General features: G+C 45.1%; 8 protein-coding genes and 7 tRNA genes. All 15 read left to right on the top strand.

The features are described from left to right. The first annotated feature begins 99 nt into the window (after nucleotides 1-99). The 15 genes from E5260_RS11335 (at nucleotide 100) to rpoB (ending at nucleotide 14,424) form a co-directional block, all read left to right on the top strand. Nucleotides 100-1,551, top strand: a complete 1,452-nt coding sequence (locus E5260_RS11335; protein ID WP_003641236.1) for an amino acid permease — start codon at nucleotides 100-102, stop codon at nucleotides 1,549-1,551. Nucleotides 1,552-1,896: 345 nt separating this feature from the next. Beyond that, on the top strand, nucleotides 1,897-2,670 hold the full coding sequence (locus E5260_RS11330) for a M15 family metallopeptidase (protein WP_015825278.1): 774 nt from the start codon (nucleotides 1,897-1,899) through the stop codon (nucleotides 2,668-2,670). Nucleotides 2,671-3,052: 382 nt separating this feature from the next. After that, nucleotides 3,053-3,688: a deoxynucleoside kinase gene (locus E5260_RS11325; RefSeq protein ID WP_003641239.1), complete on the top strand. Its 636-nt coding sequence runs from the start codon at nucleotides 3,053-3,055 to the stop codon at nucleotides 3,686-3,688. 282 nt (nucleotides 3,689-3,970) lie between these two features. Continuing rightward, the gene (gene serS / locus E5260_RS11320; protein ID WP_003641240.1) at nucleotides 3,971-5,248 is read left to right on the top strand and encodes a serine--tRNA ligase; all 1,278 of its coding nucleotides are present in this window, start codon (nucleotides 3,971-3,973) and stop codon (nucleotides 5,246-5,248) included. A gap of 416 nt (nucleotides 5,249-5,664) precedes the next feature. Further along, nucleotides 5,665-5,746 (top strand) — tRNA-Leu (locus E5260_RS11315). Nucleotides 5,747-5,749: 3 nt separating this feature from the next. Further along, nucleotides 5,750-5,822, top strand: a tRNA-Thr gene (locus E5260_RS11310). A gap of 24 nt (nucleotides 5,823-5,846) precedes the next feature. Then, a tRNA-Gly gene (locus tag E5260_RS11305) sits at nucleotides 5,847-5,918 on the top strand. Between the two features lie 8 nt (nucleotides 5,919-5,926). Next, nucleotides 5,927-6,012 (top strand) — tRNA-Leu (locus E5260_RS11300). Nucleotides 6,013-6,022: 10 nt separating this feature from the next. Next, nucleotides 6,023-6,096, top strand: a tRNA-Arg gene (locus E5260_RS11295). Between the two features lie 7 nt (nucleotides 6,097-6,103). Then, a tRNA-Pro gene (locus tag E5260_RS11290) sits at nucleotides 6,104-6,177 on the top strand. Nucleotides 6,178-6,227: 50 nt separating this feature from the next. After that, a tRNA-Pro gene (locus E5260_RS11285) sits at nucleotides 6,228-6,301 on the top strand. A 490-nt stretch (nucleotides 6,302-6,791) separates the two neighbouring features. Then, on the top strand, nucleotides 6,792-7,259 hold the full coding sequence (locus E5260_RS11280) for a CtsR family transcriptional regulator (protein ID WP_003644086.1): 468 nt from the start codon (nucleotides 6,792-6,794) through the stop codon (nucleotides 7,257-7,259). An 18-nt stretch (nucleotides 7,260-7,277) separates the two neighbouring features. Next, nucleotides 7,278-9,782 (top strand): ATP-dependent Clp protease ATP-binding subunit, encoded by a 2,505-nt coding sequence (locus tag E5260_RS11275; RefSeq protein ID WP_003641244.1) that lies wholly within the window; start codon nucleotides 7,278-7,280, stop codon nucleotides 9,780-9,782. 178 nt (nucleotides 9,783-9,960) lie between these two features. Then, nucleotides 9,961-10,563, top strand: a complete 603-nt coding sequence (locus E5260_RS11270; protein WP_003641245.1) for a TetR/AcrR family transcriptional regulator — start codon at nucleotides 9,961-9,963, stop codon at nucleotides 10,561-10,563. A gap of 246 nt (nucleotides 10,564-10,809) precedes the next feature. Next, the gene (rpoB, locus tag E5260_RS11265; RefSeq protein ID WP_003641246.1) at nucleotides 10,810-14,424 is read left to right on the top strand and encodes a DNA-directed RNA polymerase subunit beta; all 3,615 of its coding nucleotides are present in this window, start codon (nucleotides 10,810-10,812) and stop codon (nucleotides 14,422-14,424) included. Nucleotides 14,425-14,426 lie beyond the last annotated feature (2 nt).

The following is a 14,426-nucleotide window of genomic DNA, read 5'->3' as shown; positions in this document are numbered from 1 at the left end:
GCACGTTATCGTGAGGCAAAGAGGCTTTTTATTTTGATTGTGCTAACCTGAATCGGTGTGAACACTTTTAGATATAAATCGATTTTTGGAGGTTCTGCAATGGCAGAAAAACAACATCAGGAAGTGCATCGTTCCTTACAGACGCGGCATTTATCCATGATTGCATTAGGTGGTAGTATCGGGACCGGGCTGTTTGTCGCGTCCGGTTCGGCAATTTCAACGGCTGGGCCGGGGGGAGCATTACTGGCCTACGTTGGTATTGGAGTGATGGTTTACTTTTTAATGACTAGTCTGGGCGAAATGGCAACTTATTTGCCCGTTTCAGGTTCGTTTTCCACGTATGCCACGAAGTTTGTTGACCCGGCACTTGGGTTTGCGATGGGCTGGAATTACTGGTTCAACTGGGCAATCACGTTAGCGGTCGATATTAGTACGGCGGCGATTGTCATGCAGTTCTGGTTGCCATCCGTGCCGGGGTGGGTTTTTAGTCTGATTGCGCTCGTCTTGATTTTTACGATCAACGCGCTGTCAGTCCGGTCGTTTGGAGAAACTGAGTACTGGCTTTCGCTAATTAAAGTGGTGACCGTGCTCGTATTCTTGGTTATCGGTGTCTTGACGATCGTGGGAATCATGGGCGGTCATGCCACTGGCCTCAGTAACTTTACCTATAAAAAGGCACCATTTGTCGGTGGAATTCCAACGATTTTGAGTGTCTTCGTGGTCGCTGGTTTTTCGTTTCAAGGAACCGAATTAATTGGGATCACGGCCGGGGAGTCAGCAACACCGGAGAAAAGTATTCCGGCGGCTATTAAACAAGTTTTCTGGCGTATTTTGTTATTTTACATTTTAGCCATTTTCGTGATTGCGGCGATTATTCCTTATACGTCGAAAGATCTTCTAGGGTCATCAGCGAGCGATATTGCCATCAGTCCGTTCACGTTAGTCTTTAAACGGGCTGGGTTGGCGGCTGCGGCCAGTGTGATGAACGCAGTGATCTTGACGTCCGTATTGTCAGCTGCTAATTCGGGGATGTACGCCTCGACACGGATGTTATATTCTTTGTCATTACAGGGTTATGCCCCCAAGACATTTGGTCGGGTCAATCGTCGTGGGATTCCAATCATGGCATTATTAGGAACGACGGTGATTGGATTACTCACGTTCTTGTCGAGTCTATTCGGTGAACGGATTTATATTTTCCTCGTTTCGGCCAGTGGGTTAACGGGCTTTATCGCTTGGCTAGGAATCGCTATTTCGCATCTGCGTTTCCGTCGCGCGTTTGTTAAGCAGGGGCATCAATTGAGTGAATTGCGGTACCATGCCAAGTGGTTCCCATTTGGCCCGTGGTTCGCCTTTATCTTGTGTGTCGTGGTCATTATTGGTCAAGACTTACATTCATTTGCAACGCTTGATTGGCAGGCTATTGGGGTGACCTATATGAGCATCCCGTTATTCATCATCTTGTATGTCTATTATAAGATTCGCTATCATACTAAGATGATTCCGCTAGACAAGGTTGATTTGACACGCAAACGACACCATCAAGATTAAGCACGCACTTTGATAGTTTGATTAAATGCGGTTGACACTGGGTCAATCGCATTTTTTGACGGCGAGAGTTGGACCTGTCAACTCAAGGCGCGGTCGTATTTTTAGGTGTCCTGATTTATGCTGATAACACTGCTCGCAACAGATGGTCACGGCGGATCGTTATGAGTGGGGGCTTGCACGATTGTAATGATAGCAAGCGGCAAATTGAGGGTGCGCTAATCTGATATCTATGGTAATTTGATAGAATGAGAATATGGAATCATTAAAAATTCGCAAACTTATCCTTAAGAATAGGCTAGTCGGCTATGACTATGCTAAGCTGAAATGAGAAAGGCAGCGAGAGAGATGTTAAAGAGAAATTTGTTAAGAGGTCTAGCATTAGTGTCATTAGCAGGTGTCCTGGCTGGCTGTGGTGCTAGCCAGTTGACGTCTAAAGCGACTAGTAGTTCTACGAGTGCTAAGTCGACGAAGACGCAGACCAAGCGGCAACGACTGATTAGTGCCTTACCGAAAGGCGTTAAATCGACCGATAGCGACTTAGTGGTCGTCAATAAGTGGCATAAGCGCGCTGAGATGACATTTAATAAGTCGAGCGTGGATGGTATTGAAGTCCGTAGTTCTATCGTCAAACCATTGGAAGCCTTTCTAGCGGGGGCAAAAAAAGCCGGCTATCCAGCAACAATCGTGTCTGGGTATCGTTCAGTCGCTTATCAAAAAGAGGTTTGGGATCAGTCGATTCAAACCTATGAGAATCAAGGAAAATCAGCCAAGGAAGCCTTAAAGCTGACTAAAGAATATGTCGCAGTTCCTAGTGGTAGTGAGCATGAAACTGGTCTCGCAGCAGATATCATGAACACGCACTGGTACAGCACTCATGGTAATCAATTATTGTCATCATCCGACAAGAACAAGGGTCAGCAGTGGTTGATTAATCACGCGGCGGACTATGGATTTGTGTTGCGCTTTACTAAAGATGGTAAGCAGTCGACTGGGATTGACTATGAATCTTGGCATTTCCGTTACGTTGGTAAGGCGAGTGCGGAATTCATGACTAAGCACAATTTGACTCTCGAACAGTACGTCAGTTTGCTGCAAGCTCGAGAAAAGGCGGCCAAGTAATAAGCTAGCCGTATTATTGATGGCCCCAATTAATACCATTTATGGCGTACGTTAGGAATTAGCTAGCGTGCGCTTTTAAATTGTCTTCGGTTTAGCAATGTGGGTTCGTCTCAACTGAGTATTATTTGGTCACGACAGATTATGCTGGTCAGAGGCCGCACTCAAAGCTGAAGTGCCACCAGCGCCGGCTTGGGTAGTAACCCAGTGTGTGTTAGTGAGTTGCTTGGATCGCTGACTAGTGCGTCGCAGTTGTGGCTGGTGCGAAGTTTTTTACTGAATTGACTCACCAGATATTGCATTTTAAGACGTGGGTGCGTACAATATGTAGTGTTGCTTTTAGAGATAATCAAAATTTTGACGTGATTAAAAGGAGAGACGCCCCATGCTTGTAATGTCAGGAACAATCGGTGCCGGCAAGACGAGTTTAACGCAGTTAGTGGCTAACCACTTTGGTTCTAAAGCGTTTTACGAGTCAGTTGATGATAATCCCATTTTGCCGTTATTTTATAAGGATCCTAAGAAGTACGCCTTCTTATTACAAATCTATTTTTTAAATAAACGGTTAGACAGTATTAAATCAGCTTTTGCTAACGATCTGGACGTCTTAGACCGGTCGATTTTTGAAGATTCATTATTATTTCATTTGAATGGTGATCTTGGCCGGGCGACGAATACCGAAGTTGACATTTATGATTCATTATTAGATAACATGATGCAGGAATTGCCAGAAGCGTCTCATCAAAAGAGTCCTGATTTACTTATTCATATCAATATTTCTTTTGATACGATGCTCAAACGAATCCAAAAGCGGGGCCGTTCTTACGAACAAATTGATCAAGATCCTGATTTATATAAATATTATCAGACTTTGAATGAACGCTATGACGACTGGTACGCTAATTATGATCATAGCCCGAAGATGCAGATCGACGGGGATCAGCTGGACTTTGTCGCCGATGCGGATGCGCGTAAGGAAGTCATTCGGTTGATCGACGAAAAAGTGGCTAGTTTAGGCTAGTTGCCTTTTTAGAATCAATGTTTTATAGTAGACAGTGAATATTAAACACGGCGCGTTTTTAAGTAGACGTTCAGAGAACCGGTGGGTGGTGTGAATCGGTAGTCGAAACTCCGGCGCGACAATGTGGGCAGGTAATACTGCACGGCACGGCCGTTATCCGTTTAAGGGTGGGATTAATCATGATCCTGAACTTGGGTGGTACCGCGAATCGCAGTCTCTTCGTCCCAATTGGGAGGAGAGACTGTTTTTATTTACGATTAAAAGTGAAAAGGAGACGTCGTTATGTTAGATGTTAAAATGATTCGTCAAAATCCAGATTTTGTAAAAGAACAGCTTGGTCATCGGGGTGTTGCTGCGAGTGACATCGATGATTTATTGGCCGCTGATGAAAAGCGTCGTGAATTGATCGCCAAGAGCGAACAATTGAAGTCGACGCGTAACCAAGTTTCAGGCGAAATTTCACAGAAGAAGCGGAACAAGGAAGACGCTAGTGCCGAAATTGCAGAAATGCAAAAAGTTAGCGCCGATGTGAAGACGTTGGATGAAGAACGGCGGACAGTTGATGCCCAAGTTCAGGATATGGCTGCACATTTACCAAACATGCCCCATCCCGACGTACCAGTTAGCTTGAAAGAAGAAGATGCCGTTGAATTACGTCGAATCGGGACACCACGGCATTTTGACTTTACGCCGAAAGCACATTGGGATATCGGTGAAGATTTAGGCATCTTAGACTTTGAGCGCGGTGCTAAGGTTTCTGGTAGTCGTTTCTTATACTACGTGGGCGATGGTGCTAAACTGGAACGCGCCGTTTACAACTTTTTCTTAGACCAGCACGAAGCTGAAGGGTATACGGAAGTTTTGCCGCCATACATGGTCACTGATGAATCTATGTACGGTACCGGCCAATTTCCTAAGTTCAAGGAAGACGCTTTCCAGATTACGACGCAAGATTTGACGTTGATTCCAACGGCCGAGGTGCCATTAGTCAACTATTATCGTGATGAAGTTATTCCCGCTGAAAAATTACCAGTTTACTTTACGGCCTTATCACCAGCCTTCCGTGAAGAAGCTGGTAGTGCTGGTCGTGATACGAAAGGCTTGATTCGCTTACACCAATTCAATAAGGTTGAAATGGTTAAGTTCACGAAACCAGAAGATTCATGGGATGAATTAGAGAAGTTGACCAACAATGCCGAATCATTGCTAAAGAAACTTGGGTTACCATATCACGTTATTACGTTAACGACTGGTGACATGAGCTTCACAGCTGCCATGACACATGACTTGGAAGTTTGGTTCCCAGAACAAGACAAGTACCGGGAAATCTCGAGTTGTTCAAATTGTACTGATTTCCAAGCTCGGCGGGCGCACATTCAATATCGCGATGACGATGGCAAATTGCAATTCGTTCATACTTTGAACGGGAGTGGCTTAGCTGTCGGTCGGACCGTTGCAGCTATTTTGGAAAACTATCAAAATGAAGATGGGACGGTTACGATTCCAGATGTATTAGTTCCATATATGCACGGTAAGACGAAGATTGAAAAACAAGGTTAATTGAGATGAAGTTAGCGAACTCGCAGTGATGCGAGTTCGCTTTTTTTGCATAATTAATGAGTATTAAAGGGAACTGTCGATTTTAAAATGTGAGTGGAAATAACGGCCGAGTTGACTAAATAATTGCGGGACGGGCAGAATGTCGGGAGAACATTTCAGGCGCAAAAGGGCGAAAAAGCTGGGTTTACTGAAATTTATTCACCTTTTTTTGAAAATAGGGTTTGCTATTTTCGGCTACCGTGCTATAATATTTCTTGTCGGAAAAATATAACTTGTTTATCCAGTAAAAAGTATATTTATCCATTTATTTGAAAAAAGTTGTTGACAAGTATTCAACATGATGATAAAGTTAAATAGTTGTCAAGGCATACCAGTAAGAACTGTTTGAACCGGCAACAAGGCATGATTAACATCATGCGGGTGTGGCGGAACTGGCAGACGCGCTAGATTTAGGTTCTAGTGTCTTACGACGTGGGGGTTCGAGTCCCTTCACCCGCACATGCCGACTTAGCTCAGTTGGCAGAGCATCTCACTAGTAATGAGGAGGTCGGAGGTTCGAATCCTCTAGTCGGCATTTACAATTTAATAGCTTTATTATGCGGAAGTAGTTCAGTGGTAGAACATCACCTTGCCATGGTGGGGGTCGCGGGTTCGAATCCCGTCTTCCGCTTTTAATTTGCCGGGGTGGCGGAATTGGCAGACGCACAGGACTTAAAATCCTGCGGTTAGTGATAACCGTACCGGTTCGATCCCGGTCCTCGGCATTTTAAATAAGCACCCATAGCGCAATTGGATAGAGTGTCTGACTACGAATCAGAAGGTTGTAGGTTCGACTCCTACTGGGTGCATTAGTATCGGGAAATAGCTCAGCTTGGTAGAGCACCTGGTTTGGGACCAGGGGGTCGCAGGTTCGAATCCTGTTTTCCCGATCGTTTAACACAGTCTTAGTTAAGTGCTAAGGCTTTTTATTTAATTTTCTCGGGAAGTAGCTCAGCTTGGTAGAGCACTACGTTCGGGACGTAGGGGTCGCAGGTTCAAATCCTGTTTTCCCGATTACGGTTAAACCAACTAATCCAGTCATTTGGCTGGATTTTTTTTATGGCCTTTTTTGTAAGCAGGGGTGTTTCAACGGTCAGGGGACACTTTTGCGACGTTACTCACTAAGTCAGCCATGTGAAGAATACGGTGGTTGTGACTCATAATCCCGACAAGGCAACAGCCACTGTTAGTCATGAGCTCGGAGAAATTAGTCTCGGAACTGCTGTTCATCGTTGTGATACCAGTGCCCATCGCCTGCAATGAGGAGTGACTCAACTTGACATATTTTAAATAGGTAGTTCAATGAATATGGAGACCTAATAATTTAATCATTATGAGGTTCTAAACGGTTGAATCAATTGAAAGCAAACGTTTGGCGTGCTATGCTGTAACAACCGTTAAGCACATGCTAGTCCGCGGTTTGGGTGAAATTCTTTGCTTTTTTCCATTATCCTCGTATAATAATAGTCAATATTAGTCAAAGATAATGAAAAGGGTGAAGCACATGCAAAGTCAAAATATCTCGGATATTATTGAAAAGTATTTAAAAAGTATTTTGGCGGACTCGGAGCATGTTGAAATTCGACGGTCAGAAATTGCCGACCTTTTCAACGTGGTACCCTCACAGATTAATTATGTGATTAAGACCCGGTTTACGATCCAAAATGGTTACTTAGTTGAAAGTAAACGTGGCGGTGGTGGTTATATTCGCATTGAGAAGGTTAATTTGGTCGATGATGCTGATGTGTTGGACGCCCTCATACAGGTGATCGGCGATTCAATCACACAACGAGATGCTTATGCGGTCGTCCAAAGTTTATACGAGGACGACGTCTTAAATCGTCGAGAAGCGCAATTGATTTTAGTGGCGATTGACCACGAGACGTTAGGATTAACGGACCGGGATTTAGAAAACAGTCTGCGGGCCCGGATAATTATCGGAATCTTGAACCACTTGCGTTACGAAAGCTAAAGAAAGCGAGGAATCGCAATGGATAACTTATTTACACCTAGTGCCAAAAGTGTGCTGGTACTGGCACAGGAACAGGCCAAATATTTCAAGCATCAGGCAGTTGGTACGGAGCATTTGCTATTAGCATTGGCCATCGAAAAGAATGGAATTGCTAATAAGGTGCTACAACAATATGCCGTTAGTGAAGATGACATTCGTGAAGAAATCGAACGGTTCACTGGCTATGGGACGTTGAGCAATGTTGGCAAGGATACTTACTTGCCATATTCACCAAAGGCCAAAGAAATTTTGTCCGTTGCCGGTGATGAAGCAAAACGGCTCGGTGCCAACAAGATTGGAACGGAACATTTGTTGTTAGCGATGCTCTCTGATGAAAGTATCCTTTCCTCGCGAATTTTAATGAATTTAAACTTAGATCTAGGTCAGACGCGTAAAGTCGTTCTTCGCAAGCTAGGTGTCAGTGACGCCATGAGTAAGCGCAAGGGTAACGCGGCTAATCGCGGTGGCAAGAAGACTGAAGGAACGCCAACCTTGGATTCTCTGGCGCGCGATTTGACCCAATTAGCTAGTGAACAAGAAATGGACCCGGTAGTAGGTCGTTCCAAGGAAGTCAAACGGGTCATTCAGATCCTGTCACGGCGGACGAAGAATAATCCGGTCTTGATTGGTGAACCTGGGGTTGGGAAGACTGCAATCGCCGAAGGTCTAGCCCAAAAGATCGTGGCCGGTGATGTGCCAACTGATATGGCAGATAAGCGCTTGATGATGCTCGATATGGGATCATTAGTCGCTGGGACAAAGTATCGTGGTGAATTCGAAGACCGCCTGAAAAAAGTGATTGATGAAATTTACAACGATGGCCATGTGATCTTATTTATCGATGAATTGCATACCTTGATTGGTGCCGGTGGTGCTGAAGGGGCTATTGATGCCTCTAATATTCTGAAACCCGCACTTGCACGAGGGGAACTCCAAACGATTGGGGCAACCACTTTAAATGAGTATCAAAAGTACATTGAATCTGACGCTGCGTTGGAACGGCGTTTTGCAACGGTCATGGTCAATGAACCGACCGAAGACGAAGCCGTTGAAATCTTAGATGGACTACGGCCACGCTATGAAGAACATCATCGGGTTACGATTACGGATGAAGCTGTTGATCAAGCAGTCAAGCTATCCAGCCGGTATATCAGTGATCGTTTCTTGCCTGATAAGGCCATTGACTTGATGGATGAGGCGGCAGCTAAAGTCCGCATCGATCAGATGGATCAACCAACGAAGCTATCCAAGAACCAGGACAAGTTAGCGCAACTGCGTGAGGATAAGGAAACAGCGATCGAAGCACAAGATTTTGAACAGGCCGCTGATATTCGTAAGCAGGAGATGCAACTGAAGCAACGCCTAGATCGAATCGAAGCTGACCAAGACGCCGAAGTGACTGAGGGGGCAACACCACACTATGATTTACAAGTCACAGGTGAGGATATTGCTCAGGTCGTTGCCGAATGGACCGGGGTTCCGTTAACGCAATTGCAAAAATCTGAAAGTGAACGCTTAGTTAACTTGGAAAAGATTTTGCATGAACGGGTTGTTGGACAGCCAGAAGCCGTATCCGCAGTGGCTCGTGCTATTCGCCGTGCGCGCAGCGGGTTGAAAGATCCGAGTCGGCCAATTGGTTCCTTTATGTTCTTAGGACCAACTGGGGTTGGTAAGACGGAGCTAGCAAAAGCCTTGGCAGCAGCGATGTTCGGGTCTGAAGATAATATGATTCGGATCGACATGTCTGAATACATGGAACGCTATTCGACTAGTCGTTTGATTGGCTCGGCACCTGGTTACGTTGGTTATGACGAGGGCGGTCAGCTGACAGAGAAGGTTCGCCAGAAACCATACTCGGTCGTGCTATTTGATGAAGTTGAAAAAGCTCATCCGGACGTCTTTAACATTTTGTTACAAGTTTTGGATGACGGCTACTTGACGGATTCTAAGGGTCGGAAGGTAGACTTCAGAAATACGATTCTGATTATGACGTCGAACCTTGGGGCAACCACACTTCGTGATGAAAAATCAGTTGGTTTTGGTGCAACTGATAAGGCCAATGACTACAATGCGGTTGCTGCGACGATTCGAGCAACGTTAAAACAGACGTTCCGCCCAGAATTCTTAAACCGGATCGACGAAACAATCGTCTTCCATTCATTGAATAAGGAAGAATTACACGAAATCGTTAAGTTGATGTCACAAGAAATTGTTGATCGAGTGGCCCAACAAGGTATCAAGATCAAAATCACTCCGGCTGCCATTGACGTGGTTGCGAAGGCTGGCTTTGACCCTGAGTACGGAGCACGACCAATTCGACGGGCATTACAGACTGAAATCGAAGATCGGTTGAGTGAAGAATTATTGACCGGCGCGATCAAGGTCGATGACCAAGTTACGATTGGTGCTAGCAAGGGTACCATTACAATTAATATTAAAAACCAGCCTAAGGCAGATGGTCGTTCGACCGTTTCCTCAAAGTAGGCGCGATTAAATTAAAGATGACGCTTGAAGTGGTAGTCCACTTCAGGCGTCATCTTTTAGGTTCAATCGGTATTAAGATGCTACCCACTGAAGTGAACTGTAGGATCTGAGGCTGGTGGTTCGGTGCTGATTGGTGTAAATTATAATAGGAAATAAAGTCAAGAAAGAAGATGATAACATGGCGACACGAGCCGAACAGATGGCGAAGACGCACCAGGCGATTTTAGGCACAGCCCGGGAACTGTTTTTAAGAAATGGGTATGATGCGACAAGTACGCGCGACATTGCGAATGCGATTGGCATTACGCAGCCCGCGCTTTATCACCATTTTAAAGATAAAGAGGTCATCTTTCTGGCTGTCATTACGACGGTCGGTGCGGAAATCAAGGCTGGCATTGAAGCGATTCAAGTCCGTGCGGATTGGTCTCCGTTGGATCAATTAACAGAAGTCTCGCTATTACTAACGCATAAGCATCCGGCTGATGTCTTCACGTTAATTCATTCCAGTTTCAAAGCATTAACGCATGAACATATTCGCGAGTTGGGCGGCATATTTGTTACTGATTATGTGAAGCCGATTCAAACCGTTTTTGAGCAACCTGACATGCAACTACATGTGGGGGTCACACCACAGATGGCGACGAATTTCTATATCACCAGCTTGAGTCCATTGTTTAACAGTTTTCATCAAATCGGTGATCCTCATGCTGACGAGCGGACCCGCGTTCAAACTCTTTTAAAGATGATCTTATACGGGGTTGCGAGTGAACCAGAAAACTAATGGCGGCAGAGAAGTCTACTAGTTGACAACTAACGTTATTCGATGTATATTATAACTTGTCTGTAACCGTGAACTCGAGCGAACGCGCAATCTATTGTCTGTGCGGCTCGTTAATATAAATCCAAAAATAGTCAACTTAAGCGACTATTTTTGGTTTTTTTATGCCTAAAATTCGGTCAAAAACGCATTTGTAACACAAATGTAATATTTGACCGGAGGTGGCGGGTTCCGGAATAATAAGAAGGGGTGAACAACTTGGCCGGACATTTAGTAAAATACGGTAAACACCGTACCCGTAGAAGTTATGCACGTATCAAGGAAGTTCTTGATTTGCCTAACTTGATCGAAATCCAGACCGATTCTTACCAATGGTTCTTGGATGAAGGTCTCCGGGAAATGTTTGAAGATATTATGCCGATCGACGATTTCGCAGGAAAACTTTCACTTGAATTTGTCGACTATCAATTATTAGAACCAAAGTACACCGTCGAAGAAGCTCGTGAACATGATGCCAACTACTCGGCACCATTGCACGTTACCCTACGTTTAACTAACCATGAAACTGGTGAAATTAAGTCGCAAGACGTATTCTTCGGTGATTTTCCATTAATGACTGAACAAGGGACGTTTATTATCAACGGTGCCGAACGGGTCATTGTTTCACAATTGGTTCGTTCACCCGGCGTTTACTTCAATGAAGAATTAGATAAAAATGGGCGTCCTAGCTACGGCACAACGGTTATTCCTAACCGGGGTGCTTGGTTAGAACTTGAAACTGACGCCAAGAATGTCTCATACGTACGGATCGATCGTACGCGGAAGATTCCATTGACGGAATTAGTCCGGGCCTTAGGCTATGGTTCTGACGATGACATTATTGACATGTTGGGTGAAACTGACAGTTTGATGTTGACGTTGGAAAAGGACGTTCATAAGAACACCGACGACTCCCGGGTTGAAGAATCCTTAAAAGATATCTACGAACGGCTACGTCCTGGTGAACCTAAGACGGCTGACAGTTCGCGGAGCCTATTGACTGCTCGGTTCTTCGATCCAAAACGGTATGACTTCGCACCAGTTGGTCGCTACAAGGTTAACAAGAAGTTAAGCATGAAGACGCGCTTAATGGACCAAACGTTAGCTGAGACATTAGCTGATCCTGATACTGGTGAAGTTATTGCGCAAAAGGATACGGTCATTGACAAGAATGTCATGGCTAAACTATCCCCATACTTGGAACGTGACGACTTTAAGACGGTTACTTACACACCATCTGACGAAGCCGTTGTTACGAATCCAATGGTCTTACAAGTTGTTAAGGTTTATTCACAAAACGACCCTGAAAAGGTTGTGAACGTGATTGGTAATGGCAACATTGATTTGAAGTTCAAGCACATTGTGCCTGCTGATATCATTGCTTCCATTAATTACTTCTTCAACTTGCAAGAAGGTCTTGGCTCAACCGATGATATTGATCACTTGGGTAACCGGCGGATTCGTTCCGTGGGTGAATTATTGCAAAACCAATTCCGGATTGGGTTATCCCGGATGGAACGGGTTGTGCGTGAACGGATGTCGATTCAAGATGCTGCGACGGTAACGCCACAACAATTGATTAACATTCGCCCAGTGGTTGCTTCAATTAAGGAATTCTTTGGGTCATCACAATTGTCACAATTCATGGACCAAACCAACCCCTTAGGTGAATTAACGCATAAGCGGCGTTTATCAGCCTTAGGACCTGGTGGTTTGACTCGTGATCGGGCCGGATATGAAGTTCGTGACGTGCACTATACCCACTACGGTCGGATGTGCCCAATCGAAACGCCTGAAGGCCCTAACATTGGTTTGATCAACAGTTTGTCTTCTTATGCGAAGGTCAACCGTTACGGCTTCATCGAAACGCCATACCGGCGTGTCGATTGGACAACGCATAAGGTTACCGATAAGATCGACTACTTAGCAGCCGATGAAGAAGACCAATTTGTGATTGCACAAGCCAACTCTCCATTGAATGATGATGGTTCTTTCGTTGAAGACACTGTTTTAGCTCGTAACAAGGAAGAAAACTTGGAAACGCCAATCGAAAATGTCGATTACATGGACGTTTCGCCTAAACAAGTGGTTGCCGTCGCAACGGCATGTATTCCTTTCTTGGAAAACGATGACTCTAACCGTGCTTTGATGGGTGCCAACATGCAACGACAAGCGGTGCCGTTACTTGATCCTCACGCGCCATTAATTGGGACTGGGATTGAATATAAAGCTGCACATGACTCAGGGATTGCCTTGATTTGTCGTCATGAAGGAACGGTTGAATACGTTGATGCTCGCGAAGTTCGCGTTCGTCGCGATGATGGTTCATTAGACACTTACAAGTTAATGAAATTCCGTCGTTCTAACGGTGGTAAGAACTATAACCAACGGCCAATCGTTAAAGTTGGCGATCACGTTGATAACGATGAAGTCTTAGCCGATGGTCCAGCAATGGAAGGTGGGGAATTAGCCCTTGGGCAAAACCCATTAGTTGCTTTCATGACTTGGAATGGTTATAACTTCGAAGATGCCATCATTATTAATGAACGTTTAGTCCGTGAAGACGTCTACACGTCAATTCATATTGAAGAATATGAATCAGAAGCACGTGACACCAAGCTTGGACCTGAAGAAATGACTCGTGAAATTCCTAACGTCGGGGAAGATGCATTGAAGAACCTTGACGAAGACGGGATTATCCGGATTGGGGCCGAAGTTAAAGACGGTGACATCTTGGTTGGTAAGGTAACGCCTAAAGGGGTTACGGAATTGTCAGCTGAAGAACGGCTTCTCCATGCGATCTTTGGTGAAAAGGCGCGTGAAGTTCGGGATACGTCACTCCGGGTTCCTCATGGTGGCGGCGGTATCATCCAGGACGTTAAGATCTTCACTCGTGAAAACGGTGATGAATTATCTCCTGGCGTTAACATGATGGTTCGGGTCTACATCGCACAAAAGCGGAAGATCCAAGTTGGTGACAAGATGGCCGGTCGGCATGGTAACAAAGGGACGGTTTCAATCGTGGTTCCTGAAGAAGACATGCCGTACATGCCTGATGGGACACCAATCGATATCATGTTAAGCCCAATGGGTGTGCCTTCTCGTATGAATATCGGGCAAGTGCTCGAATTGCATTTGGGGATGGCTGCTCGGAAGTTAGGAATTCACATGGCAACGCCTGTCTTTGATGGTGCTCAAGATACAGATATTTGGGAAGCCATTCGTGAAGCTGGGGTTGATTCAGATGCCAAGTCGATCGTCTATGATGGTCGGACTGGTGAACCGTTCGATAAGCGGGTCGCTGTTGGGGTCATGCACTACATGAAGCTTAGTCACATGGTTGACGATAAGATCCATGCTCGTTCAATCGGACCTTACTCTTTGGTTACGCAACAACCACTTGGTGGGAAAGCGCAATTTGGGGGCCAACGTTTCGGTGAAATGGAAGTTTGGGCCTTGGAAGCTTATGGTGCAGCTTATACCTTGCAGGAAATCTTGACTTACAAGTCCGATGACGTTGTTGGTCGGGTTAAGACCTATGAAGCAATCGTTAAGGGCGAACCAATTCCAAAGCCTGGCGTACCGGAATCATTCCGCGTGTTGGTTAAGGAATTGCAAGCACTCGGTCTTGACATGAAAGTCTTAGATTCTGAAGACAAAGAAATCGAATTGCGGGACATGGATGATGATGACGATGAAGTTGTCAATGTCGATGCACTCAGCAAGTTTAAACAACAACAAGATGAGAAGGCTGCGGACAAGGCCACAAAAGCTGACGCCGCTAAGCCTTCTGAAACAACCAACGCTCAGCAAGATAATCAATAAAA

This window comes from Lactiplantibacillus plantarum, assembly GCF_014131735.1.
GTDB classification, from domain to species: domain Bacteria; phylum Bacillota; class Bacilli; order Lactobacillales; family Lactobacillaceae; genus Lactiplantibacillus; species Lactiplantibacillus plantarum.
The sequence above is the reverse complement of the archived record's forward strand: the minus strand, read 5'-3'. Positions and strand labels throughout refer to the sequence as shown.